We start from the raw sequence: 24793 nt of genomic DNA on the forward strand, positions 1-24793 counted from the left end.
GCCTTCAACTCGTCATCGATCCGGGCATAGAGTGCTGTTGCGAGGGTGTTCACGTCGTTCTTCACACATCGACACTGGACGCCCTCGTGCCATGTCCGCAGGCCATCCCTTGGACTCATTCATCTAGAGAAGGCCGGGGGCGGGGCGCCCTAGGCGGAGGCGGCCGCCGCGCAGTCCGCGCAGGTGCCGAAGATCTCCACGGTGTGCGCGACGTTCACGAAGCCGTGCTCGGCCGCGATCGTCTCGGCCCACTTCTCCACCGCCGGGCCCTCGACCTCCACGGCCTTGCCGCACTTGCGGCAGACCAGGTGGTGGTGGTGCTCGCCGGTGGAGCAGCGCCGGTAGACGGATTCGCCGTCGCTGGTGCGCAGGACGTCGACCTCGCCGGCGTCGGCCAGGGACTGCAGGGTGCGGTAGACGGTGGTCAGGCCCACGGAGTCGCCGCGGTGCTTGAGCATGTCGTGCAGCTCTTGGGCGCTGCGGAACTCGTCCACCTCGTCCAGCGCCGCCGCGACGGCGGCCCGCTGCCGGGTCGAGCGCCCTCGTACTGGCGCGGTATTCATCTCGCCAGGGGCAGTCGCCACCGGGTCCTCCTCATATCGGGCCGTCGAGTCATTGTGCCAGCCCGCCGGTGCCTGATGCCCCGTCCGGAGGGCTACTGCGCCGTCACGCCGTCCCGTGTGCAGACCTGCTCCGCGGCCCGCGCGGCCCGGGCCCGCCGGTTGGCGAGCGGGGTGGAGATCAGGGACAGCACCAGGAAGACGCCGATGGCGAGGAGCACGATCGTGGCGCCCGAGGGGACATCGATGTAGTACGTCGCCGCGGTGCCGGTCAGCGAGATGGTGAGGCTCATCGCGATGGCGAGCCCGAGGGTGGCGGCGAAGCCGCGGGTGAGCCGCTGGGCGGCCGCGACGGGGATCACCATCATGGCGCTGACGAGCAGCAGGCCGACGATGCGCATGGCGACGGTGACGGTGACCGCGGCGGTGATCGCGATCAGCAGGTTCAGGAGGCGCACCGGCAGGCCGGTGACCCGGGCGAACTCCTCGTCCTGGCAGACGGCGAACAGCTGGCGGCGCAGGCCGATGGTGACGGCGATGACGAAGGCGGCGAGGACCGCCATGGCGGTGATGTCCTCGGGCGTGACCGTGGTGATCGAGCCGAACATCGGGCCCAGCAGTTTGGCGGTGGAGCCGCCCGGCGCCATGTTGATGATCATCACGCCGCCCGCGAGGCCGCCGTAGAAGAGCATCGCGAGCGCGACGTCCCCGCTGGTCTTGCCGCGCGAGCGGATGAGCTCCATGCCGACGGCGCCGACGACGGCGACCAGCGTGGCCATCCAGACGGGGCTGGTCTGGAGCAGGAAGCCGAGGGCGACCCCGGTCATGGCGACGTGGCCGAGGCCGTCTCCCATGACCGCCTGGCGGCGCTGGACGAGGTACGTGCCGATGGCGGGGGCGGTGATCCCGACGAGGGCCGCCGCGATCAGGGCCCGCTGCATGAAGGCGTAGGTGAGGAGGTCCATCAGCTCAGCAGTCCCGTCCGGATCGGTTCGGCGTCGTGGGCCGCGTGGGGGTGTACGTGGTCGTGGCCGGGCAGGGCGTGCTGGCCCAGGGCCTCGGGGGGCGGCCCGTCGTGCATGACGCAGCCGTCGCGCAGGACGACGGCCCGGCCGATCAGGGGCTCCAGCGGGCCCAGCTCGTGCAGGACGAGCAGGACGGTGGTCCCGGCCTCGACCTGGCGGCGCAGTGCGTTGGCGAGGACCTCCTGGTTGGCGAGGTCGACGCCGGCCATCGGCTCGTCCATGATCAGCAGCTCGGGTTCCACGGCGAGCGCCCGGGCTATGAGGACGCGCTGGTGCTGGCCGCCGGAGAGGGCGTTGACCGAGGCGTCGGCGTACCCGTCCATGTCGACGAGGGCCAGCGCGCGCTCCACGGCCTTACGGTCGTCCTTGCGCAGGATCCCGAAGCGGGTGCGGGCCAGGCGTCCGGCGGAGACGACCTCGCGGACGGTGGCCGGGACGCCGCTGGCGGCGGTGGTGCGCTGGGGGACGTACCCGATGCGCGACCACTGCCGGAAGCGCTTGAAGTCCGTGCCGAAGAGGGAGAGCGTGCCCGCGCTCAGCGGGACCTGGCCGACGACGGCGCGGACGGCCGTGGACTTGCCGGAGCCGTTGGCGCCGAGCAGGGCGACGACCTCGCCGCGCCGGACGGTGAGGTCGACCCCGCGCAGCACGGGGCGCGAGCCGAGCGTGGCCGTGGCCCCGCGCAGGGATATGACGGGCTGCTCCGCCGCTGTCGCGGCTGCCGTGGACTCCATGGCTCGCGCCTCCGTTGCTGCTACTGCTGCCATTACTTGTTGCCGAGCGCCTTCTGCAGGTTCTTGAGGTTGGACCGCATGATCGCGAAGTAGTCAGCGCCCTGGGACGCGTCGGTGATTCCCTCGACCGGGTCGAGGACGTCGGTTTTCAGGCCCGTGTCGCGGGCGAGGCTCTTGGCGGTCTTGTCGCTGGCCAGCGCCTCGAAGAACACGGTCGTCACATTGTCCTTCTTCGCGACGTCCTGGAGTTCCTTCATCCGGGCGGGGGTCGGCTCGGACTCGGGGTCGACGCCGGAGATGCCCTCCTGGTCGAGCTCGTAGCGAGCGGAGAGGTATCCGAAGGCGGAGTGCGTGGTGATGAAGGTCTTGGTGGCCGTGTTCTTCAGGCCGTCCTTGAACTCGGTGTCCAGCGCTGTCAGCTCGGCCACCAGGTCGTCGGTGTTCTTCTTGTAGTCCGCGGAGTGGTCGGGGTCGGCCTTCTCCAGGGCGGCGCCGACACCCTTGGCGATCTCCGCGTACTTGACCGGGTCGAGCCAGACGTGCGGGTCCTCGCCGGACTCGCCGTGGCTGTGGCCGTGGTCCGCCTCGTCCTCGGCGTGGTCGTGGCCGGAGGCGCCGTGCACCTCCAGCTTGGTGAGGGCGGCGGCGTCGACGACGTTCTTGGCGGGGGTCTGCTCCACGGCCTTGTCGACGGCGGGCTGCAGGGTCTTGAGGTAGAGGACCAGGTCGGCCTCGCCCAGCTTGCCGGTCTGCTGGGGGGTGATCTCCAGGTCGTGAGGTTCGACGCCAGGCTTGGTCAGGGACTCGACCTTCACGTGGTCCTTGCCGATCCGCTCGGCGAGGAACTGCATCGGGTAGAACGACGCCATGACGTCGAGCTTGCCGTCCTTGCCGGATCCCGCGGCGGAGGCGCCGGAGCAGGCGGTCAGCGCCGCGGCGCCGAGGGCGACGGCGGTGGCGAGGGCGGCGGTGGGTATGAGGCGTCGTACGTTCATGACATCCATTTTCATCAAAGATGGAAACGATTGTCAACAAGCCTGGTGAGGGGCCGCCCTCGGCACCCGGCCGGTGCGCGGTCCTCGCGTAAGGGGGGATCCGATTTGAAGGTGGGGGTACGGGCGCCGGTAACCTAAAGGCTTCGCCGTTCGTCCTCGTAATGAAGAGAGCACCGTGGCCGCCGACAAGATCGAGTCCATCGTCAGCCTCAGCAAGCGCCGTGGCTTCGTCTACCCGTGCAGTGAGATCTACGGTGGCTCCAGGGCTGCCTGGGACTACGGCCCGCTGGGTGTCGAGCTGAAGGAGAACATCAAGCGCCAGTGGTGGCGTTCGATGGTCACCGGCCGTGAGGACATTGTCGGTATCGACTCCTCCGTGATCCTGGCCCGTGAGGTCTGGGAGGCCTCGGGCCACGTCGCGACCTTCTCGGACCCGCTGACCGAGTGCACCTCCTGTCACAAGCGCTACCGCGCCGACCACTTGGAAGAGGCGTACGAGGCCAAGCACAACCGCCTCCCCGCCAACGGCCTGGCCGACATCAACTGCCCGAACTGCGGCAACAAGGGTCAGTTCACCGAGCCCAAGCAGTTCTCGGGCATGCTCCAGACGCACCTCGGCCCGACCCAGGACGCCGGTTCCATCGCGTACCTGCGGCCCGAGACCGCGCAGGGCATCTTCACCAACTTCGCCCAGGTGCAGACGACTTCCCGCAAGAAGCCCCCGTTCGGCATCGCCCAGATGGGCAAGTCCTTCCGCAACGAGATCACGCCCGGCAACTTCATCTTCCGCACGCGCGAGTTCGAGCAGATGGAGATGGAGTTCTTCGTCAAGCCGGGCGAGGACGAGCAGTGGCAGGAGTACTGGATGCAGGAGCGGTGGAACTGGTACCGCGACCTCGGTCTCCGCGAGGAGAACATCCGCTGGTACGACCACCCGAAGGACAAGCTGTCGCACTACTCGAAGCGCACCGCCGACATCGAGTACCGCTTCAACTTCGGTGGCAATGAGTTCTCCGAGCTGGAGGGTGTGGCCAACCGCACCGACTTCGACCTCAAGGCGCACTCCGCCGCCTCCGGCCAGGACCTCACGTACTTCGACCAGGAGGCCGGCGAGCGCTACACCCCGTACGTCATCGAGCCCGCGGCCGGTGTCAACCGCGCCATGCTCGCCTTCATGCTCGACGCGTACAACGAGGACGAGGCGCCGAACGCCAAGGGCGTCATGGAGAAGCGCACCGTGATGCGCCTCGACCCGCGCCTGGCCCCGATCAAGGTCGCCGTCCTGCCGCTGTCCCGGAACCCGCAGCTGTCGCCGAAGGCCAAGGGCCTCGCCGCCGACCTGCGCAAGAACTGGAACATCGAGTTCGACGATGCGGGCGCCATCGGCCGCCGCTACCGCCGCCAGGACGAGATCGGTACGCCGTTCTGCGTCACCGTCGACTTCGACACCCTGGACGACAACGCGGTGACCGTGCGCGAGCGCGACACCATGAAGCAGGAGCGCGTCTCCCTGGACCAGATCCAGAGCTACCTCGGCAGCCGTCTGCTGGGCTGCTAGCGGATCGGCCACGACGAGGGCGGCCCGGTGAGCAACGCGCCCGGGGCCGCCCCTGTTTGACGCGGTCCCGCGGGTCAGGCGGTGGCGGGGGCGCCCCCGCGCGCCGCCAGCGCCGCGGCCCTGGCCTCACCCTCGGCCTGGGTCCGCTTCGAGAAGCGGACGGTCCAGAAGATCAGGGCGACGAGGAACCCGTAGATCAGGACCGGGCTGAGGACCACCATGGTGTCGGTGGTCAGGCTGTACGCCAGGACCACGCGCAGCGCGGCCTCGAACAGGTAGGCCACGCCCCAGACGGTGGTCATCCGCCGCATCGCCTTGCGGAAATCGGGGTACTGCCACAGGCCGTTGAAGTGCGCCACGCCCTGGGGGGTGCCGTCGGTGCCGAACTTCCGGCCGAAGTAGAACATCAGTGGCCGGGGCGCGAGCAGTGTGGCCACGCACAGGGTGCCGAACAGGCCGGTCACGGCCGAGTCCTTGATGAGCAGGGCGCGGGCCGAGTGCGTGCCGACCAGGGTGACGAACGCGGTGATCACCAGGAACACCAGGGTGACGATGGCGAACTCGTCGATGTGGCGGCGCCAGGCGAGCGTGACGATGGAATCGACCACCGGCCAGGCGCTGCTGAGCAGCAGTGCGCTGAACTCGCTCCAGTCCCGCCCGGTGAGGATGTTGTACGTGAGGATCGGCGCGACCACGTTGAAGGCGATGGTCATGATCCAGCCGATGGCGGTCGCCGAGCCGGACCGGGCGGGTGGTGTGGACCGAGATACGGGTGCTTCTTGAGCGGACAACGTTCCCCCTGATGCGTACCTGCTGAAGTGCGGTAAGGGGAACGTAAGGAGGATGCGGTGGCGGGGCAATGGAATGCCGCCCAAAATGATCACCAAGCTGTCCGGACCGCCCTATTCCGGCCAGCGGCACACGGTCCTTGGAGCGGACGAGTGGACGAGCGGACGAGTGGACGAGCGTTCAGGCGTCCGGGGGTTCCGGCGTCCGATGGTTCCGGCCTCCGGGGACTCAGGCGCGCAGGCCCCGGACGATGAGCGCGGTGACGGCCTCGAACTCGGTCAGGATGGTCGGCGAGAGCCACTCCGCCGCGTACTGCGGATCGTGGAACCGGCCGGTGGCGTTGAAGACCGCGCGGGCGGCGGCCGGTACGTCCGGCGCCGCCAGTGATCCGGCGGCCACGCCCTCGGCGATGATCCGGTCCAGTTGGTCGACCAACTGGTTCAGGTGCGAGTCCACCACGCCGCTGTGCTCGGCGAGCAGCACGGTGTACGTCGCGAACAGCTCGGGGTCGTCGCCCGCCTTGTGGCGCTTGGACTCGAAGAGGGCCTCCAGCCAGGCCTCCAGTTTGGAGGGGGCGCTTTCGGCGGGGGCCGAGGCGATCTCCTCCAGCGTGAGGACGTTCCGGGCGAGCCAGCGGTCGGTGACCGCCTCGCGCAGCGCCGCCTTCGACGGGAAGTGCCGGTAGACGCTGCCATGGCTGACCCCGAGGGCGCGCGCCACGTCCACCACGGTCGCCTTCGTGGGGCCGAAGCGGCGCAGCACCTCCTCGGTGGTTTCGAGGATGCGCTCGGGAGTAAGGGGTTCGGCAGCTGCGGGGGGCATGTCGACGACCGTACCGGCAGCTCAGTGCTCACTGTCCAGGTGGGCCATCTGCGCCGCCGGATACCGGTCGCCCGACGCGGCCCCGGCGGGGACGGCCGCCTCGATCGCGGCCAGGTCCGCGGGGGTGAGGTCGACGTCGAGGGCGCCCAGGGCCTCCTCCAGCCGGACCCGGCTGCGCGCTCCCACCAGGGGGACGATGTCCTCGCCGCGCGAGAGCACCCAGGCGATGGCAGTCTGGGCCACGCTCACTCCCTTGCCCTCGGCGACCTTGCGCAGGGCGTCGACCAGGTCGAGGTTGCGGTGCAGGTTGTCCCCCTGGAAGCGGGGGCTCATCCCGCGGAAGTCCCCGGGGGCGAGCGAGCGGTCGCGGCCGAAGTGGCCGCTGATCAGGCCCCGGGAGAGCACCCCGTACGCCGTGATGCCGATGCCCAGCTCGCGGGCGGTGGGCAGGATCTCCTCCTCGATGCCGCGCGAGATCAGGGAGTACTCGATCTGGAGGTCGGCGATCGGCGCCACGGCCGCGGCCCGGCGCAGGGTGTCGGCGCCGACCTCGGAGAGCCCGATGTGCCGGACGTGCCCCGCCTGGACCGCCTCGGCGATGGCCCCGACGGTCTCCTCGATCGGGACGTCCGGGTCGACCCGGGCGATCCGGTAGATGTCGATGTGGTCCCGGCCGAGGCGCTGGAGCGAATACGCCAGGAAGTTCTTCACGGCCGCGGGGCGGCCGTCGTACCCGGTGAAGCCGCCCTCGACCGTGCGCAGCGCGCCGAACTTGACGCTGGTGAGGGCCCGGTCGCGGGTGGCGGCCGGTGCGGTGCGGAGGGCTTCGTTGATCAGGAGTTCGTTGTGCCCCATGCCATAGAAGTCGCCGGTGTCCAGGAGGGTGACGCCCGCGTCGAGGGCGGCGTGGACGGTGGCGATGGACTCGGCCCGGTCGGCTTCGCCGTACAGGGCGGACATGCCCATGCAGCCGAGACCGAGCGGGTGGACGGACGGGCCGGTGGTGCCCAGGGTGCGCGGGCTGTTCGCGTTCTTGGTCATGGAACGAGAATGGCATGACGGGTGACAGATATCAATATCTGTCACCCGTCATTCCCGTGGATCACTCGTACGGGTCAGGCGGAGGCGATGCGCAGCGCCAGGGCCGCCACCGCGATGAGCGTCAGGACGGCCGCCGGGGCGAGTGCGTAGTCCTTGGCCCGCAGGTGGGTGATGAGAGCGCCGATGAAGTAGAGGATCACCCCGGTCGCGGCGGCCGTGCCGAGCGGCGCGAACCAGAGTCCTCCGATCAGGCCCAGCGCCCCGGCGGCCTTCAGTGTCGCCAGTCGCGGGAACCAGGAGTCGGGGACGCCCATCTCGCGCATCCCGCCCACCACCTGCTCGGCCCGGCGCAGGGTGAAGGTGGCGGAGGCGGTGAGGGCGAGGGCGAGCAGGGTGGCGGTGATGGCGTAGGCGATGAACGTGAGGCACTCCAACGGTCGGGGTATTGGAATCATTGAACACCATCAACGATCGACCGAATCCAATCATTTTCCGACTGTTACGGTATGGAGATGACCGCTCAGGACGCCAGGGACGCACAGCACGGCGCGGACGTCGCCGACGGCGAGGACGGCGCGGGCGCGACGCAGCGCCTCGGGATGCTGCTGGCCTGGCACGGATCGGCCACCGAGACCCGGATGCGCAAGGCGCTCAACGACGCGGGCCTCACCCCCCGGCACGCCATGACCCTGATGCACCTGGACGGCGGTCCCGTGAGCCAGCGGGCCCTCGCCGAGCGGCTGGAGGTCGACCCCAGCGTCCTGGTCGGCATCCTCAACGACCTGGAGCGCGAGGCCCTGGTGGAACGCCGCCGTGACCCCGCCGACCGGCGCCGCCACAACGTGGCCATCACCCCGGCCGGCTCGGCCGCGCTCCGCACGACGAACGCCGCGCTCGACGGGCTGGAGCGCGTGCTCTTCGCGGCCCTCTCGCCCCAGGACCGCGACACGCTGCGCGGCCTCCTGAACCGGATCGACTCGAACGCCGAAGACTTCACCTGCGGCGAATAGCCGGGGACGGCCGGGCCTGAGGCGACGGGCCGTGGGCGGCCGGGCCTCGGACGGCCCGGCCTCGGGCGGCCACCCCTGTCAGGACGCCGAGACCTTCTCCAGCGTGCGTGACGTGCGGATGGCCGTGGCGCGGGCCCAGCGGCCGCTGGTCAGGGTGCCCACGGCGAGGACCGCCAGGCCGCAGGCCGTGATGATCCACCAGGCCGGGCGGGCCGCGTCCGCGAAGGCCGTCGCCGTGTAGGTGTGCCCGGCCAGCCCGGCGGCGAGGACCGCGCCGATCACCGCGACCCCGAGGGTGCCGCCGGTCTGGCGGCTGGTGGAGGCGACCGCGGCCGCCACCCCGGCCTGGGAGAGGGGCATCCCGGAGACGGCGGTGTTGGTGATGGGCGCGTTGACCATGCCGAAGCCGATGCCGAAGAGCAGGTACCCGGTGAACAGCAGCGGGGTCGAGGACGCGGCGGAGAAGGCGGCGAAGAGCAGCCCGCTCGCGCCCATGGTGACCCCCGCGACCAGCAGCGGCAGCCGCGGCCCGCGCGTGGCCACCAGGCGCCCCGAGATCGGGGCGAACAGGAAGGTCGGGGCGGCCATCGGGAGCATGTAGAGCCCGGCGTGCAGGGCGCTGAGCCCGCGCACCTCCTGGAGGTACAGGGTGTTGAGGAAGAGGAACCCGGACAGTGCCGCGAAGGCGCTCACCGCGATCACCGTCGCCCCGCTGAAGGGCGCGCTCCGGAAGAACCGGGGGTCGATCAGCGGTTCGGGCCGCCGGGGTTCGTAGCCGAGCAGCCCGACCAGGGAGCAGACGGCCAGTGCCGCGCAGCCGAGGATCAGCGGGCTGGTCCACCCCGCGCTGGGCGCCTCGATGATCCCGTACGTGAGCGAGCCGAGCAGCAGCATGACGAGGAGCTGGCCCACGTGGTCCGGGCGGCGCGGCCGGGCGGCGCGGGACTCGGGGACATAGCGCAGGGTGAGGGCCAGCGCGAGGATGCCGACCGGGAGGTTGACCCAGAAGATCGAGCGCCAGCCGACCGAGTCGACCAGCAGCCCGCCGATCAGCGGGCCCGCGGCCATGGAGATGCCGACGACCCCGCCCCAGACGCCGATGGCGCGGGCGCGTTCCTTCGGGTCGGTGAAGGTGTTGGTGATGATCGACATCGCGACCGGGTTGAGCATCGAGCCGCCGACGGCCTGGACCATGCGGAAGGCGACCAGCCATTCCAGGCTGGGGGCCAGTGAGCACAGCAGCGAGCCCGCGGTGAAGAGGACGAGCCCGGCCGTGAAGACCTTGCGGCGGCCGATCCGGTCCGCCGTGGAACCCGCGAGCATCAGCAGCGAGGCCAGGACCAGGGTGTACGCGTCGATCGTCCACTGCATCCCCGAGACCGATGCGCCCAGTTCGCGGCGCATGGAGGGGAGGGCGACGTTCAGGACGGTGTTGTCGAGGCTCACGATCAGCAGGCTCATGCAGCAGATGGCCAGGATGAGCATGCGGCGCCTGGGGCTCAAGTCGGGCATGATGCCGATAGTACGCCTAACTAAACAATCGCGTGCCGGGTCCGGGCTGCGCGACAATGGGGGGATGACCACGCTCCCCCCGCCCCTCGCGATCGGCCCGCACACCGTGCAGCCCCCGGTGGTGCTCGCGCCGATGGCCGGCATCACCAACGCCCCGTTCCGCACCCTCTGCCGCGAGTTCTCGGGTGGCAAGGGACTCTTCGTGAGCGAGATGATCACGACGCGCGCGCTGGTCGAGCGCAACGAGAAGACCATGCAGCTGATCCACTTCGACGCGACCGAGAAGCCCCGTTCGATACAGCTGTACGGGGTCGACCCGGGCACGGTCGGCAAGGCGGTCCGGATGATCGTCGAGGAGGACCGCGCCGACCACATCGACCTCAACTTCGGCTGCCCGGTCCCCAAGGTGACCCGCAAGGGCGGCGGCTCGGCCCTCCCGTACAAGCGGAACCTGCTGCGCGCGATCCTGCGCGAGGCGGTCGCGGGCGCCGGTGACGTGCCGGTGACGATGAAGATGCGCAAGGGCATCAACGACGAGCACCTCACCTACCTCGACGCGGGCCGGATCGCCGTCGAGGAGGGCGTCACCGCCATCGCCCTCCACGGGCGCACCACCGCCCAGCACTACGGCGGCACCGCCGACTGGGAGGCCATCGCGCGCCTCAAGGAGCACGTGCCCGAGATCCCGGTGCTCGGCAACGGTGACATCTGGTGCGCCGAGGACGCGCTGCGCATGGTCCGCGAGACCGGCTGCGACGGCGTGGTCGTGGGGCGCGGCTGCCTGGGGCGGCCGTGGCTGTTCAACGACCTCGTGGCGGCCTTCGAGGGGCGCCCCGAGGACTTCCACAAGCCCACGCTGCGCGAGGTCGCGGCCACCATGCACCGGCACGCGCAGCTGCTGGGGGAGTGGATCGGCGACGAGGCGCGCGGGGTGATCGACTTCCGTAAGCACGTGGCCTGGTACACCAAGGGCTTCTCCATCGGCTCGGAGATGCGGCAGAAGCTCGCCGTCACCTCGTCCCTGGCCGAGCTCGACGCTCATCTGAGCGAGCTGGACCTGGATCAGCCCTGGCCGGAGAGCGCGGACGGTCCGCGCGGCAGGACGTCCGGAAACAACCGAGTTGTCCTGCCCGAGGGCTGGCTGAAGGATCCCTACGACTGCGCCGGAGTGGGCGAGGAAGCCGAGCTGGATACCTCCGGCGGCTGAGAAACGGCCTTCCCGACCCCTTCCGGGGCTCCTGGATCGGCGTGAGATACGCCACGCATGGGTGGGGTTGCGCTCACATGAGCGCAACCATCACGGCTAAAATTCTCAAAGGGTGGCACTGGGTGCCACCCTTTGTGCGTTCAAGACTTGAACGCAAATGTATCGATGATCGCTCATCCGAGCACAAGCAAGCCGCAGTAGTGCCTTCCGGCTTCGGGAGGTGAAGGCTCCTCGTACGTTCCAGCTACCCGCGAGTTACTTTCGATCTGCTGGCGCCCGGGTGGTTACAGCCATGTGACCGCCAAGTGGACGTACCCATAAGCCTTCGATCTGGGTATGTTCCTGGCCGTCAGGGCAGCCACCGAGTCCTCGAGGAGTCGAGACCCGTGTCGGAAAACAAAGATCAGAAGTTCGTCTACGACTTCACTGAGGGCAACCGGGACCTCAAGGACCTTCTCGGCGGCAAGGGGGCCAACCTCGCCGAGATGACCAACCTTGGTCTCCCCGTCCCTCCCGGCTTCACCATCACCACCGAGGCCTGCAAGGTCTACCTGGAGAGCGGCGAGGCCCCGGCCGAGCTGCGCGACGAGGTGAGCGCCCACCTGGCCGCCCTCGAAGCGAAGATGGGCAAGAAGCTCGGCCAGTCCGACGACCCACTGCTGGTCTCCGTGCGGTCCGGCGCCAAGTTCTCGATGCCCGGCATGATGGACACGGTCCTCAACATCGGCCTGTCCGACGTGTCCGTGAAGGGCCTCGCCGCCCAGGCGGGCAACGACCGCTTCGCCTGGGACTCGTACCGCCGCCTCATCCAGATGTTCGGCAAGACCGTCCTCGGCGTCGACGGCGAGCTCTTCGAGGACGCCCTCGACGAGGCCAAGGCCGCCAAGCAGGTCACCGTCGACACCGACCTCGACGCCGCCGACCTCAAGAAGCTCGTCACGCGCTTCAAGAAGATCGTCGCGAAGCAGGCGGGCCGCGAGTTCCCGCAGGACCCCCGCGAGCAGATGGACCTCGCCGTCAACGCGGTCTTCGACTCCTGGAACACCGACCGCGCCAAGCTCTACCGCCGCCAGGAGCGCATCCCCGGCGACCTCGGCACGGCCGTCAACATCTGCTCCATGGTCTTCGGCAACCTCGGCCCCGACTCGGGCACCGGCGTCGCCTTCACCCGTGACCCGGCCAGCGGCCACCAGGGCGTCTACGGCGACTACCTGACGAACGCGCAGGGCGAGGACGTCGTCGCGGGCATCCGCAACACGGTCCCGCTCGCGGAGCTCGAGTCGATCGACAAGGCGTCGTACGACCAGCTCATGCAGATCATGGAGACCCTCGAAACGCACTACAAGGACCTGTGCGACATCGAGTTCACCATCGAGCGCGGCCAGCTGTGGATGCTGCAGACCCGCGTCGGCAAGCGCACCGCGGGCGCCGCCTTCCGCATCGCCACGCAGCTCGTCGACCAGGGCCTGATCGACGAGGCCGAGGCCCTCCAGCGGGTCAACGGCGCCCAGCTCGCGCAGCTGATGTTCCCGCGCTTCGACGACGAGGCCGCGACGGAGCTGATCGGGCGGGGCATCGCCGCCTCCCCGGGCGCGGCCGTCGGCAAGGCCGTCTTCGACTCCTACACGGCCGTCAAGTGGTCCCGCTCCGGCGAGCGGGTCATCCTGATCCGCCGCGAGACCAACCCCGACGACCTCGACGGCATGATCGCCGCCGAGGGCATCCTGACCTCGCGCGGCGGCAAGACCTCGCACGCGGCCGTCGTCGCCCGCGGCATGGGCAAGACCTGTGTCTGCGGAGCCGAGGAGCTGGAGGTCGACACCAAGCGCCGCCGGATGACCACCGCCTCCGGCGTGGTCGTCGAGGAGGGCGACCTGGTCTCGGTCGACGGCTCCACCGGCAAGGTGTACCTGGGCGAGGTACCCGTCGTACCGTCCCCGGTCGTCGAGTACTTCGAGGGCCGCATGCACGCGGGTGCCGACGACGCCGACGAACTGGTCGCCGCCGTGCACCGGATCATGGCCTACGCGGACCGGGTCCGTCGCCTGCGGGTGCGCGCCAACGCCGACAACGCCGAGGACGCGCTGCGCGCCCGCCGCTTCGGCGCCCAGGGCATCGGCCTGTGCCGCACCGAGCACATGTTCCTCGGCGAGCGCCGCGAACTGGTCGAGCACCTGATCCTCGCGGACACCGACAAGGAGCGGGAGGAGGCACTGAGTGCCCTCCTGCCGCTCCAGAAGAAGGACTTCGTCGAGCTGTTCGAGGCGATGGACGGGCTGCCCGTCACCGTCCGCCTGCTCGACCCGCCGCTGCACGAGTTCCTGCCCGACATCACCGAGCTGTCGGTGCGCGTCGCCCTCGCCGAGTCCCGCAAGGACGCCAACGAGAACGACCTGCGCCTGCTCCAGGCCGTCCACAAGCTGCACGAGCAGAACCCGATGCTGGGTCTGCGCGGTGTCCGCCTGGGCCTGGTCATCCCCGGTCTGTTCGCCATGCAGGTACGGGCGATCGCCGAGGCCGCGGCCGAGCGCAAGAACGCCAAGGGCGACCCGCGCGCCGAGATCATGGTCCCGCTCGTGGGCACTGTCCAGGAGCTGGAGATCGTCCGCGAGGAGGCCGACCAGGTCATCGCCGAGGTGGAGGCCGCCACCGGCACGAACCTCAAGCTGACCATCGGCACGATGATCGAGCTGCCCCGCGCCGCGCTGACCGCCGGTCAGATCGCCGAGGCCGCGCAGTTCTTCTCCTTCGGTACGAACGACCTGACCCAGACCGTGTGGGGCTTCTCCCGCGACGACGTCGAGGCCAGCTTCTTCACCGCCTACCTGGAGAAGGGCATCTTCGGGGTCTCCCCCTTCGAGACCATCGACAGGGACGGCGTCGGCGCGCTGGTGCGCAGCGCGGTCCAGGCGGGCCGGGCCACCCGCCCCGACCTCAAACTCGGTGTCTGCGGCGAGCACGGCGGCGACCCCGAGTCGGTGCACTTCTTCCACGAGGTCGGCCTCGACTACGTCTCCTGCTCGCCCTTCCGGATCCCGGTGGCGCGCCTGGAAGCGGGCCGCGCCGCCGCCGAGTCGAAGGGCAGCGACAGCCGCTGACCCGGCGGGCCCGGCGTCCGTACGAGCCCGAGCGCCCGACCACCCTGAGACCGCGCCCGCCCTGGGGATCCCTGACTCCCCTGGGGCGGGCGCGCCTGTTTGTCGAAGAAGGTAATTCTTCAACGAATCCTTACGTCAGCAGGCGGTGGACGGATCCCCACCCGTCCACCGCCTGCTGTCATTCCGCCGGGCACGTCGGCGCTTCCCGGTGCGACCGACCGCCAGGCCCCGCAAAGCCCCCCACGGCCTTCGCGGAGCGTTTCGGTCGCGCCGGAGTGTGCCCGGCGGAGTACAGGATTTCGGTTGTCACACCCCCGCCGAAAGGGGTTTCAACTGTGGCCGAAAGGGCGTGGTGACGTCGTGTGACGGCATGCATACTCGTGAGGCGGGGGGATTGCGGTTGCACAGGTGGGGGTTCGGTGCTTCGTATCCATTTCACTGGAGTGGACCTGGCACGCGTACGGATGGCAGGGCGTCCCGATGCGTTGTGGGAAACGATTCTCAGTTTTCACCGTTTAAGAGACCGGCGCGATGTCCGGTTGTTCGGTGAATGGCGTACAACAACTCGGAGCCGGTTGAATACTGAAACACGTTTGCTGGGCGCGCTCATACCGAGTCGCGGCTATTTCCCGGATTTCCTGACTCCGGTCGAGGGTCAGTACGGATGGGACACGGGCCTCGACGCGCTGCGCGGGATCAGGCCCGAGCGGATGCGCCGGGAGCTGCAGGTGCTGGGCCGGGGCGCGCCGCCCTCGCTGCGGCTGCGGGACTTCGTCGACGACACCGCCCGGCACCTGCCGCGGCTGCTCGACGAGCTGCGCGGGTACCACCGGGCGGCCGTGGAGCCGTACTGGACGCACATCCAGGCCCAGATCGAGGCCGAACGGGCGGCCAGGGGCCGGGCGCTGCTCGACGGCGGCGCCGACGAGCTGCTGGCCTCCCTGCCGCCCATGCTGCGGTGGCGGGCGCCGGTCCTGGAGTGCGACTACCCGGTGGACCGGGACGTCCGGCTGCGCGGCCGCGGGCTGCTGCTCCAGCCGTCCTTCTTCTGCCGGCGCACGGCGGTGACCCTGCACGACCCGGAACTGCCGCCCGTGCTGGTCTACCCGGCCGCCGCGCAGCTCACCTCGGCCCAGACCGGCGGCGAGGCGGCCCGGCCCGTGGAGGAGCAGCGCCAGCGCACCCTGGGCAAGCTGGTCGGGCACACCCGCTCGGTGGTCCTGCGGGCCATCGGGGACGGCGCCACCACCAGCGAGCTGGCCCGCCGGGCCGGGGTCTCGCTGGCCTCGGCGAGTCAGCACGCCTGCGTGATGCGGGAAGCGGGCCTGGTCACGACCCTGCGCCGGGGCAGCGCCGTGCTGCACACCGTCACCCCCCTGGGGGCGGCGCTGCTCAAGGGCGGTGCGGTGGCCTCGTAACCGCGCCGCGCGACCTTGCCCGGGTGCCCTGCTGGGGCTCCCGGGCACGGGGGGACTCGCGCCCCTGGAGCCGGGACGGGTGCGCGAGGATGGTGGAGTGATGGACTCCACTCGTGGTGAAGCCGCCCAGGACCGCGAAGCCGGCCAGGACCGCGGCCCCGGCGGCCGTCCCGGCAAGGCCGACATCCGGGGTCGCGCCGACCTCGACGTCCTGTTGCGCCGTTTCTACGGGGCGGCCTTCGCCGATCCCCGGATCGGACCCTTCTTCACCGAGATCGCGGGCACCGACCTGGAGGTCCACCTGCCCCGGATCGCCGACTTCTGGGAGCGCGCGCTGTTCCGCGGCGCCGACTACCGGCGCGACGCCTTCGCCCCGCACGCCGCGCTCGACGCCGCGCGCACCCTGACCGCCGGGGACTTCGGCCGCTGGGTGCAGCTGTGGCGCGCCACGATCGACGGCCTGTACCGAGGACCGAACGCCGAGCGCGCCAAGGCGCAGGGCGAACGGATGGCCGTCTCCCTGCACAAGCGGCTCGCCGGAGCGGACGGAACGGGTGATGGCGACGGCACCGGTTTCGTCCCCCTGGCCGTCCTGGAGCTGCGCCCCACGGCCTGAGGTTCCCGGAAAGAAAATTCGCGGGGAGCGATGAGTTCGCGGCGGCCCCGCCGTCTACCTCTCGTAAGCACCGAGCGGCGGCGCCGAGCGCCGGCACACCCCGAGAGAAGCGGACCCCGAGATGTCAACGATGATTTTCGTCAATCTGCCGGTCAAGGACCTGGACGCGAGCAAGGCCTTCTGGGGCAAGCTCGGCTACACCTTCAACGCTCAGTTCAGCGACGAGAACGGCGCCTCCATGGTCATCAGCGACACCATCGTCGCGATGCTCCTGACCGAGGCCCGCTTCAAGGACTTCACCCACAAGGCCATCGCGGACACGGCCACCACCACCGAGGCGCTGCTGTGCCTCAGCTCCGAGAGCCGCGCCGCCGTCGACGAGCTGGTCGACGGGGCGGTCGCGGCGGGCGCCACCGAGCCCCGCGCCGCCCAGGACCACGGCTTCATGTACGGCCGGGCCTTCGAGGACCTCGACGGCCACACCTGGGAGATCATGTGGATGGACCCGGCGATGGTCCAGGGCTAGGCGGCCGGAGCCGGCGCCGGCGCCGGCGAGGCCGCGGCTGACGCCGGAGAGGCCGCGGCGGTCCGTACCGGATACGTCCGGACCGCCACCTCCTCGTCGTCCAGGCACCGCCCCGTTGCCAGGTCGAACCGCTGCTTGAGCAGCGGTGACGCCACGAACGGCCGCCCCTCCACACAGCCCACCAGCCCGCGCGAGAGGACCTGCGCGCCGGTGAAGGGGTCCTGGTTGCCGATGGCGTACGTACGCCCCGCGCGGTCGACGAACACCGCCGCCTGGGTCCCGTCCGGGAGCAGGGCCGCCACCCCGCGCCCCGGGGTGAGCGCGGTGTACGCGCACACCTCCAGCCAGCCTTCCGCCACGCGCAGTTCGACGGTCATCGGGTCCCTCCCAGGGGTGCCAGGGTCAGAAACGTCAGGTCGGGCTTGACCTGGTCGCGTTCGGCGACGAACTTCACGGTCGGGTCGGGGGCGCCGGGCGCGTTGACGAAGGACACGAACCGCCGCAGCCGCTCGGGGTCCTCCAGGGTCTCCGCCCACTCGTCCCGGTAGTGCGCCACGTGGTCGGCCATCAGGGCCTCCAGCTCCCCGCACAGCCCGAGGGCGTCGTGGACGACCACGTCCCGCAGGTGATCCAGGCCGCCCTCCAGCCGCTCCAGCCAGGCGGAGGTGCGCTCCAGGCGGTCGGCGGTGCGGATGTAGAACATCAGGAACCGGTCGATGAGCCGGACCAGCTCGGCGTCGGACAGGTCCTGGGCCAGCAGGTCCGCGTGCCGCGGGGTGGCTCCGCCGTTGCCGCCGACGTACAGGTTCCAGCCACTCGCGGTGGCGATCACCCCGAAGTCCTTGCTCTGCGCCTCCGCGCACTCGCGGCCGCAGCCGGACACCGCCGACTTGAGCTTGTGCGGCGCGCGCAGCCCCCGGTAGCGCAGTTCCAGGTCGATGGCCATGCGCACGCTGTCCTGGACGCCGTAGCGGCACCAGGTCTGTCCCACGCAGGACTTCACCGTGCGCAAGGCCTTGCCGTAGGCGTGACCGGACTCGAACCCGGCCTCGACGAGGCGCGCCCAGATGTGCGGGAGCTGGTCGACGCGGGCGCCGAAGAGGTCGATGCGCTGACCGCCGGTGATCTTCGTGTAGAGGCCGAAGTCGCGGGCCACCTCGCCGATCACGATCAGCTTGTCCGGGGTGATCTCGCCGCCGGGGATGCGCGGGACGACCGAGTACGAGCCGTTGCGCTGGAGGTTGGCGAGGAAGTGGTCGTTGGTGTCCTGGAGCGCGGCCTGTTCACCGGCCAGTACGTAGCCGCTCGCGCCGACCGTCGGAGCGAGCGAGGCGATGATCGACCCGATCGTCGGCTTGCAGACCTCGCACCCGTCGCCGCCGCGCGCCGACTCCCGCCCGTGACTGTCGAGGAGGGCGTCGTACGAGGTCAGGCGCAGGGTGCGGACGATCTCGTACAGCTCGGCGCGGCTGAAGGAGAAGCAGCCGCACAGCCCCTTGTCGGTGGCGGCCGGGAGCAGCTGGCCGATCACCTTGAGGCAACTGCCGCAGCCGGTGCCCGCCTTCGTGCACTTCTTGACCTCGGGGAGGGTGGAGCAGGCGGTGATGGCCTTCTTGGTGACGTTGTGGCAGGAGCAGATGACCGCGTGGTCGGGCAGCGAGGCGGGCCCCAGCTGGGTGGCGGAGCCGATTCCGGCGGGCAGGACGAGCTGCTCGGGGGCGGCCGGCGGCACGCTGCCGGTGAGCGGGCGCAGCAGTCCGTAGGAGTCGGCGTCGCCGACGAGGACCCCGCCGAGCAGGACGCCGTCGGGGGAGACGACGAGCTTCTTGTACACACCGGAGCGGGAGTCGGAGTAGACGACGTCCAGGCAGCCGGGGGTGGCGCCGTGGGCGTCGCCGAAGGAGGCCACGTCGACGCCGAGCAGCTTGAGCTTGGTGGAGAGGTCGGCTCCGGTGAACTCCCGGTCCCGGCCCAGGAGGTCCTCGGCGGCGGTCTCGGCCATCTCGTAGCCGGGCGCGACCAGGCCGTAGACCCGGCCGTCGGTGGCCAGGGCGCATTCGCCGATCGCGTAGACGTGCGGGTCGGAGGTGCGGCAGCGGGCGTCGACGGCGATTCCGCCGCGTTCGCCGACGTCGAGTCCGGCGGCGCGGGCGAGCTGGTCGCGGGGGCGGACCCCGGCGGAGAAGACGACGAGTTCCGTATCGACCGAGGAGCCGTCGGAGAGTGCCATACCGCTGACGGAGCCGTCCGCTCCGGTGAGCACCTCCTGGGTGCCGACGCCGGTGTGGACGGTCAGGCCCATGGACTCGATGGTGCGCAGCAGGGCCGCGCCACCGCCCTCGTCGATCTGCGCGGGCATCAGCCGGGGCGCGAACTCCACGATCCGGGTGGCCAGTCCGAGCCCCTGGAGCGCGCCCGCCGCCTCCAGGCCGAGCAGGCCGCCGCCGATCACCGCGCCGCTGGTGCGGCCCTCGGCGTACTCCTCGATGGCGAGGAGGTCCTCGATGGTGCGGTAGACGAAGCAGCCGGGGGCGTCCTTGCCGGGCACGGGCGGTACGAAGGGGTAGCTGCCGGTCGCCAGGACGAGGACGTCGTAGGGGAAGACCTGCCCGGAGCGCGAGGTGACCGTGCGCGCCGCCCGGTCGACATGCTCGGCGGGGTCGTCCAGGTGCAGCGCGATGCCGTGCTCCGCCATGAACCCGGCGGGGGTGAGCGAGAGGTCCTCCGGGCTGCTGCCGGAGAAGTACGAGGTGAGGTGGACGCGGTCGTAGGCCGGGCGCGGCTCCTCGCAGAGCACGGTGATCCGGTGGGAGGCCGTCGCCCCGCGCTCGGCCAGCGCTTCGAGGTAGCGCTGCCCGACCATGCCGTGCCCGATGAGCACGATCGAGGGGGTGGGCGTCGTGGGTGCGGCCATGGTCAGGCGCCTCCGTCGTCGGTGATCAGGTGGAAGAGGTCGTCGGTCGCGCGCAGGGGTTCGTCGTCCTCCCAGGTACGGGCGAGGGCTCCGACGGCGGAGAGTTCGCCGAGCAGGACCCCGCCGACCAGGCGGTCGCCTCGGACGACGACCTTGCGGTAGGTGCGGCGGGTGGCGTCGGCGAGGCGGACCACGTCGTCTCCGGGCAGCGCGGTGGTCTCGCCGAAGGCGGCGAGGTCGAGCGGGCGCGGACCCCGGGAGAGGGTGAGCCGGGTGAGGGCGCGGGTCCCGCCGTACGTCGTGGGGGCCGGGGCGCCGCCGGTGAGGACGGCGGCCAGGGCGTCGGCCTGCTCCAGCGCGGGCCCGGCGAGACCGTAGACCCGGCCCGCGTGCTCGGCGCAGTCGCCGATGGCGTGGATCCGGGGATCGGCGGTCCGCAGCCGGTCGTCGACCACCACTCCTTTGCGTGCGTCGAGTCCCGCGGCCCGGGCCAGACCGGTGCGGGGACGTACCCCGCAGGCCAGGACGACGAGGTCGGCGTCCAGGTGGAGGCCGACGGCGAGGTCGACCCCGGTGACCCGGCGGCCGGTTCCGGCGGCCCGGGTGGTCAGTCCGCGCACCCGGCACTCGGTGTGGATCTCGACGCCGAGTTCCCCCAGGTGGGTGTGGAGCAGGGCCGAGGCGTCCGCGTCGAGCTGGCGCTCCATCAGCCGGGTGCCCTGCTGGGCCAGCACCACCCGTGCCCCGCGTTCCGCGAGGGCGCGGGCGGCGGAGACCCCGAGCAGCCCGCCGCCGATGACGACCGCGTTGGCTCCGGGGCGGGCGGTGAGGGCGGAGTCCAGGGCGAGGCAGTCGTCCATGGTGCGGAAGGCGTGCACCCCGTCGGGGAGGTCCCGCCCGTCGGGCTCGAACAGGCCGCGCAGGGGCGGCAGTACCGGGTTGGAACCGGTGGCCAGGACCAGGACGTCGTAGCGCCACGCGCTGCCGTCGTCGCAGTGGACGGTCCGGTCGGCGCGATCGATGCGGACCGCCCGCACGCCCCGGCGCAGCGCCGGGCCGGGGGCGGGGAGGGCGGTCACCTCCGGTGCGTACCGGCCCGCGAGGACCTCGGCCAGCAGCACCCGGTTGTAGGGGACGTGCGGTTCCTCACCGAGGATCGTCACCGCGGCGTCACCGCCGAGCCGGGCCGCCAGCCGCAGGCCCGCCAGGCCGCCGCCGATCACCACCACACGCTGTTGCGAGGTCATGGCCCCAGCCTGCGTGTCCGCTGTTTCCCTGCCGCATCCTCGCTGTTACCCGGACGGAACGCGCGGCTCAGCGTCCGGGTTAAGGGGCCGTGAGGCGTTCCTCAAGGCCGCCTTAAGGATCATCCGGAGCGGGTCCGGGGCACCTAGCGTGGCCCGTATGCGAGATGCGGTGGGGCGGGGCGGGGCTGCGGGAACGGCAGGTCCGAGGGATCGGGGAGCGGCGCTCGACGCGGGAGGGCAGCTCACGGCGGGCGCGGCCGCCGGAGCCGTGCTGGTGACCCTGCTGTGGGCCGTGCAGGTGCACCCCTCCGCCCGGCTCGACGCCCTCTTCGCCACCGCCGCGCACCTGACCGGCCTGCTCGCCGGGTACGGGGTCCTCGTCTTGCTCTTCCTGATGGCCCGGGTCCCCGCCGTCGAACACGGCGTCGGCGCCGACCGGCTGGCCCGCTGGCACGCCTTCGGCGGCCGCCACGTCCTGCTGCTCTGCTTCGGCCACGCCCTCTTCGCCCTCCTCGGGTACGCCGTGCACAGCGGGCTCGACGTGCTCTCCGCCGCCCGGGACCTCCTGGGGTACCCGGCGCTCGCAGCCGCGGCCGTCGCCACCGCCCTGCTGGTGTGCGTCGGGGTGACCTCCGCCCGGGCGGTACGCGGCCGGGTCTCCCACGAAACCTGGCGCGGGGTGCACCTGCTGGTCTACCTCGCCGCCGCCCTCGGCTTCGTCCACCAGCTCGCCGGTCCCGATCTGGGTCCGGTCGCCTGGTTCTGGGCCCTCGCGCACACGGTGGTCGCGGTCCTGCTGCTCTGGTACCGGGGCGTGGTGCCCGTACGCCAGGCCCTGCGGCACGCGCTGCGGGTGCTGGAGGTCCGCGACGAGGGGCCCGGGGTGGTGTCCGTGGTCATGTACGGCGCCCACCTGGCCGAACTGCGGGCCGAGGCAGGGCAGTTCCTGCGCTGGCGCTTCCTCCAGCGGCGCCTCTGGCACACCGCCCTGCCGTTCTCCCTCTCCGCACCGGTCCGCGGCAACACGCTCCGGATCACCGTCAAGGCGCTGGGCGGCCACACCCGCCGGATCCGCAGGCTGCGCCCCGGCACCCGGGTCCTGGCCACCGGCCCCTTCGGCGCGCTCACCGCGGCCCGCCGGACCCGGCCGCGGGTGCTGCTCATCGCGGGCGGGGTCGGGATCGCCCCGATGCGGGCCCTGTTCGAGACCCTGCCCGGCGGGCCCGGTGACATCACCCTGCTCTACCGGGCCCGGGCCGAGGAGCACCTCGTGCTGCGTGCGGAGCTGGAAGCCATCGCCGCCGGGCGGCAGGCCCGGCTGCACTATCTGCTCGGTCCCTCGGACGCGGCAGGGGGGCACCTCCCCGCGGTGGCCGGGGGTGATCCGCTGGCCCTGCGGGCGCTGGCCGACCTGGTGCCCGGCCTCGCCGAGCACGACGTCTACCTGTGCGGGCCGCCCGCGATGGGCGCGGCGACCCGGGCCGCGCTGCTGCGGGCCGGGGTGCCTGGCGGACGTATCCATTCCGAATGCTTCAGCGCCTGATGGCCGGGCTCTCGGGCGCCCGGGCCTCGGGTGTCCGGGCCGTGAGCGCCTGGGCCTTGGGCGTCCGGGCCTTGAGCGGCCGGATCCCTGAGCGGCCGCCTTCGATCGAACCGCCTACGAGAGGTGACCGCTCCATGCGTCATCCGCTGCACGTCGCCCTGTCGGTCGAAGCCCCCGAGCGCCCCCCGGCCCCCGCGACGGCCGCCACGCCGCGCGCCCGGCACCGCAAACCCCCGGTGCGGGTGACGCTGCTGCCCGCCCTGGCGTCCGTACCGCCCGCGCGGCGGGTGGCCGCCGGGCTCGGGCTGGCCAGCGTGCTCGCCGCGACGATGCTGACGGCGGTGGTGAATCCGTCGGCGCCGACCGCACCGGACCGTGTTCCCGCAGGTCCAAGCTCAAACCTTGCGCAAGTTTCGCGGGATTGATGGCCCTTGCAGTCACCCGCTCCATAAGGTCGGGCCGTGCCTGACATATCAATAACCATGATCATCGTGCTGTGCGCTGCCGCGGCCGCCGCGGGGTGGATCGACGCGGTGGTCGGCGGCGGCGGACTGCTGCTCCTGCCCGCCCTCATGCTCGGCCTCCCGGCGAACGTTCCGCTGACGCACGCACTCGGCACCAACAAGGCGGTGGCCATCGTCGGCACCACGGGCGCGGCGGTGACGTACGCCCGCAAGGCCCCCGTCGACGTGAAGATCGCCGTCCGGATCGGCCTGGCCGCGATGGCCGGGGCCGCGGGCGGGGCGCTGCTCGCCGGAGTGTTCAGCAAGGACACGATGCGCCCGGTGATCATGGTGGTCCTGCTGCTGGTCGCCGCGTTCGTCATCTTCCGCCCCGGCTTCGGCTCCGCCCCCGCCCCCGGGCCCGTCAGCGGTCGCCGGATCGTCGCCGCGATCGCCCTGGCGGGCCTCGGCATCGGCTTCTACGACGGCCTGATCGGCCCGGGCACCGGCACCTTCCTCGTCCTCGCGCTCACCGCGCTGCTCCACCTCGACCTGCTCACGGCCTCGGCGACCGCCAAGATCGTGAACGTCGGGACCAATGCCGGAGCCCTCGCCGTCTTCGCCTCCAAGGGCCAGGTCATGTGGCAGCTGGCCGCCCTGATGGCCGCGTTCAACCTGATCGGCGGCATGACGGGCGCGCGGATGGCGGTGAAGAAGGGGAGCGGCTTCGTCCGGATCGTGCTGCTGACGGTGGTGAGCGCGCTGGTCGTGAAGCTCGGCCTGGAGCAGTGGGGCTGAGCGGCCCGGTCGTCCGCCCGTACGCGGCGTTCGGACGTCAGTACGTGCTGGTGAGGTGGGCGAAGACCACCACGTTGCCCTGGTAGCCGGTGCGCGGCGAGAAGCCGCCGCCACAGGTGATCACGCGCAGTTCGGCGCGCGGTACGGGCCCGTAGACCAGCCGGTCCGGGAAGGCGGTGGCGTCGTAGACCGCCACGGCGTGGACGGTGAACACGGCGGTACGTCCGTCCGCGCGGGCCACCTCGATCGTCGCCCCGCGGCGCAGCGAGCCCAGGCGGTAGAACACCGCCGGGCCGGTGGCGTGGTCGACGTGCCCCGCGATGACCGCCGTGCCGGTGGCGCCCGGGGTGGTGCCGTCGCGGTACCAGCCCGCGAGGTCGCGGCGGGCGGGCGGCGGGACCTCCAGGCTGCCGTCCGCCACCAGTCCGAGGCCGGTCAGCGGGGCGTCCACCCGGATGGAGGGGATCCGGATCCGGGTCGGCGGGGAGCTGGGCAGCGGGGCGATGTGCCGCGGGTCGAGGGGCTTCGCGGTCATCGCGTCGGCGGGGGAGGGCTGGGGCGGGTGGACCGGTTCGGCGGAGCCGCTGGTGACCAGCCAGATTCCGATGCAGGCGGCGAGGGCGACGAGCCCGCCGCCCCGGGCTCCCGTGGGACGGCGGCGGAGGCTGAGGCGGGAGCGGATGCGGGGGTGGATGCGGGGGGTGAGGTGGGAGTTGAGGCGGGGGTGGTGGTGTCGGCCGGAGGTGCGCATACGTGCCCCCTTGATACCTGTGCTGCCTGTGCTGCCTGTGCTGCTTGGGGTGTCTTTGGTGACGGTGGTGGGGGCGGTGTCCGTGGTGGTCACGGGTCGGGGGAGCCCCGGAGGGGTCTCCTTTCGGAAGAGGTGTCCGTCGCCCGGCCCCGCGAACGGGGGGGACCTCGCGGGGGCGGGCGACGG

General features: G+C 71.4%; 23 protein-coding genes. 10 read left to right on the forward strand and 13 right to left on the reverse strand.

The window, feature by feature from the left end; all coding sequences use genetic code 11:
- Positions 1 to 149: 149 nt before the first annotated feature.
- The 4 genes from QMF80_RS23975 to QMF80_RS23990 form a co-directional block, all read right to left on the reverse strand.
- Positions 150 to 584, reverse strand: a complete 435-nt coding sequence (locus tag QMF80_RS23975) for a Fur family transcriptional regulator (protein WP_283456577.1) — start codon at positions 582 to 584, stop codon at positions 150 to 152.
- A gap of 71 nt (positions 585 to 655) precedes the next feature.
- On the reverse strand, positions 656 to 1525 hold the full coding sequence (locus tag QMF80_RS23980) for a metal ABC transporter permease (RefSeq protein WP_283456579.1): 870 nt from the start codon (positions 1523 to 1525) through the stop codon (positions 656 to 658).
- Complete coding sequence (locus QMF80_RS23985) at positions 1525 to 2319, reverse strand: metal ABC transporter ATP-binding protein (protein WP_283456580.1); 795 nt, start codon at positions 2317 to 2319, stop codon at positions 1525 to 1527. The genes QMF80_RS23980 and QMF80_RS23985 overlap by 1 nt, the downstream gene beginning before the upstream one ends.
- Before the next feature lie 32 nt (positions 2320 to 2351).
- The gene (locus QMF80_RS23990; protein ID WP_283456582.1) at positions 2352 to 3314 is read right to left on the reverse strand and encodes a metal ABC transporter substrate-binding protein; all 963 of its coding nucleotides are present in this window, start codon (positions 3312 to 3314) and stop codon (positions 2352 to 2354) included.
- Between the two features lie 175 nt (positions 3315 to 3489).
- On the opposite strand from QMF80_RS23990, the gene QMF80_RS23995 reads away from it, so the two are divergent.
- Positions 3490 to 4872 (forward strand): glycine--tRNA ligase, encoded by a 1383-nt coding sequence (locus tag QMF80_RS23995; RefSeq protein ID WP_283456584.1) that lies wholly within the window; start codon positions 3490 to 3492, stop codon positions 4870 to 4872.
- Positions 4873 to 4946: 74 nt separating this feature from the next.
- Here the strand turns inward: QMF80_RS23995 and QMF80_RS24000 are convergent, their stop codons facing one another.
- The 4 genes from QMF80_RS24000 to QMF80_RS24015 all read right to left on the reverse strand — a co-directional run bounded on the left by QMF80_RS24000 (position 4947) and on the right by QMF80_RS24015 (position 7958).
- A complete protein-coding gene (locus QMF80_RS24000) occupies positions 4947 to 5585 on the reverse strand; it encodes a VC0807 family protein (protein ID WP_283456586.1) in 639 nt (212 codons plus the stop codon).
- A gap of 304 nt (positions 5586 to 5889) precedes the next feature.
- A complete protein-coding gene (locus QMF80_RS24005) occupies positions 5890 to 6483 on the reverse strand; it encodes a TetR/AcrR family transcriptional regulator (RefSeq protein WP_283456588.1) in 594 nt (197 codons plus the stop codon).
- Positions 6484 to 6504: 21 nt separating this feature from the next.
- Positions 6505 to 7524, reverse strand: coding sequence for an aldo/keto reductase (locus tag QMF80_RS24010; RefSeq protein ID WP_283456590.1), 1020 nt, complete (start codon positions 7522 to 7524; stop codon positions 6505 to 6507).
- Positions 7525 to 7598: 74 nt separating this feature from the next.
- On the reverse strand, positions 7599 to 7958 hold the full coding sequence (locus QMF80_RS24015) for a DoxX family protein (RefSeq protein WP_283456591.1): 360 nt from the start codon (positions 7956 to 7958) through the stop codon (positions 7599 to 7601).
- A gap of 78 nt (positions 7959 to 8036) precedes the next feature.
- On the opposite strand from QMF80_RS24015, the gene QMF80_RS24020 reads away from it, so the two are divergent.
- The gene (locus QMF80_RS24020) at positions 8037 to 8534 is read left to right on the forward strand and encodes a MarR family winged helix-turn-helix transcriptional regulator (RefSeq protein WP_283456593.1); all 498 of its coding nucleotides are present in this window, start codon (positions 8037 to 8039) and stop codon (positions 8532 to 8534) included.
- A gap of 78 nt (positions 8535 to 8612) precedes the next feature.
- Here QMF80_RS24020 and QMF80_RS24025 read toward each other — a convergent pair whose 3' ends face one another.
- Entirely contained in the window at positions 8613 to 10046 is a 1434-nt protein-coding gene (locus tag QMF80_RS24025; RefSeq protein WP_283456595.1) for an MFS transporter, read from the reverse strand.
- Between the two features lie 64 nt (positions 10047 to 10110).
- Between QMF80_RS24025 and dusB the strand changes: the two genes are divergently transcribed.
- From dusB to QMF80_RS24050, 5 genes are all read left to right on the forward strand, one after another.
- Positions 10111 to 11253: a tRNA dihydrouridine synthase DusB gene (gene dusB, locus QMF80_RS24030; RefSeq protein WP_283456597.1), complete on the forward strand. Its 1143-nt coding sequence runs from the start codon at positions 10111 to 10113 to the stop codon at positions 11251 to 11253.
- Between the two features lie 386 nt (positions 11254 to 11639).
- A complete protein-coding gene (ppdK, locus tag QMF80_RS24035) occupies positions 11640 to 14351 on the forward strand; it encodes a pyruvate, phosphate dikinase (RefSeq protein ID WP_283456600.1) in 2712 nt (903 codons plus the stop codon).
- 419 nt (positions 14352 to 14770) lie between these two features.
- Positions 14771 to 15769 (forward strand): ArsR/SmtB family transcription factor, encoded by a 999-nt coding sequence (locus QMF80_RS24040; RefSeq protein WP_283456602.1) that lies wholly within the window; start codon positions 14771 to 14773, stop codon positions 15767 to 15769.
- 100 nt (positions 15770 to 15869) lie between these two features.
- The gene (locus QMF80_RS24045; RefSeq protein WP_283456603.1) at positions 15870 to 16385 is read left to right on the forward strand and encodes a group III truncated hemoglobin; all 516 of its coding nucleotides are present in this window, start codon (positions 15870 to 15872) and stop codon (positions 16383 to 16385) included.
- A gap of 121 nt (positions 16386 to 16506) precedes the next feature.
- Positions 16507 to 16911: a VOC family protein gene (locus QMF80_RS24050; RefSeq protein ID WP_283456605.1), complete on the forward strand. Its 405-nt coding sequence runs from the start codon at positions 16507 to 16509 to the stop codon at positions 16909 to 16911.
- On the opposite strand, the gene nirD is transcribed toward QMF80_RS24050, so the two are convergent.
- Genes nirD through QMF80_RS24065 form a run of 3 tightly spaced genes read right to left on the reverse strand, consistent with a single transcriptional unit; the run spans position 16908 to position 21072 of the window.
- Positions 16908 to 17288, reverse strand: coding sequence for a nitrite reductase small subunit NirD (gene nirD, locus QMF80_RS24055; RefSeq protein ID WP_283456607.1), 381 nt, complete (start codon positions 17286 to 17288; stop codon positions 16908 to 16910). The two genes, QMF80_RS24050 and nirD, sit on opposite strands and share 4 nt — an antisense overlap.
- Positions 17285 to 19825 carry a nitrite reductase large subunit NirB gene (gene nirB / locus QMF80_RS24060; protein WP_283456609.1) on the reverse strand — a complete coding sequence of 847 codons (2541 nt, stop codon included), beginning with the start codon at positions 19823 to 19825 and terminating at the stop codon, positions 17285 to 17287. Before nirB ends, nirD begins: the two co-directional genes overlap by 4 nt.
- Before the next feature lie 2 nt (positions 19826 to 19827).
- Positions 19828 to 21072, reverse strand: a complete 1245-nt coding sequence (locus tag QMF80_RS24065) for an NAD(P)/FAD-dependent oxidoreductase (protein ID WP_283456611.1) — start codon at positions 21070 to 21072, stop codon at positions 19828 to 19830.
- 157 nt (positions 21073 to 21229) lie between these two features.
- Between QMF80_RS24065 and QMF80_RS24070 the strand changes: the two genes are divergently transcribed.
- The 3 genes from QMF80_RS24070 (at position 21230) to QMF80_RS24080 (ending at position 23856) form a co-directional block, all read left to right on the forward strand.
- Complete coding sequence (locus QMF80_RS24070) at positions 21230 to 22615, forward strand: ferredoxin reductase family protein (RefSeq protein ID WP_283456613.1); 1386 nt, start codon at positions 21230 to 21232, stop codon at positions 22613 to 22615.
- Positions 22616 to 22749: 134 nt separating this feature from the next.
- Positions 22750 to 23040 carry a hypothetical protein gene (locus QMF80_RS24075; RefSeq protein WP_283456614.1) on the forward strand — a complete coding sequence of 97 codons (291 nt, stop codon included), beginning with the start codon at positions 22750 to 22752 and terminating at the stop codon, positions 23038 to 23040.
- A 36-nt stretch (positions 23041 to 23076) separates the two neighbouring features.
- On the forward strand, positions 23077 to 23856 hold the full coding sequence (locus QMF80_RS24080) for a sulfite exporter TauE/SafE family protein (protein WP_283456615.1): 780 nt from the start codon (positions 23077 to 23079) through the stop codon (positions 23854 to 23856).
- Between the two features lie 37 nt (positions 23857 to 23893).
- Here QMF80_RS24080 and QMF80_RS24085 read toward each other — a convergent pair whose 3' ends face one another.
- Positions 23894 to 24607, reverse strand: a complete 714-nt coding sequence (locus QMF80_RS24085) for a class F sortase (RefSeq protein WP_283456616.1) — start codon at positions 24605 to 24607, stop codon at positions 23894 to 23896.
- Between the last annotated feature and the right edge of the window lie 186 nt (positions 24608 to 24793).

It is taken from the genome of Streptomyces sp. G-G2 (genome assembly GCF_030063135.1).
Lineage (GTDB): Bacteria > Actinomycetota > Actinomycetes > Streptomycetales > Streptomycetaceae > Streptomyces.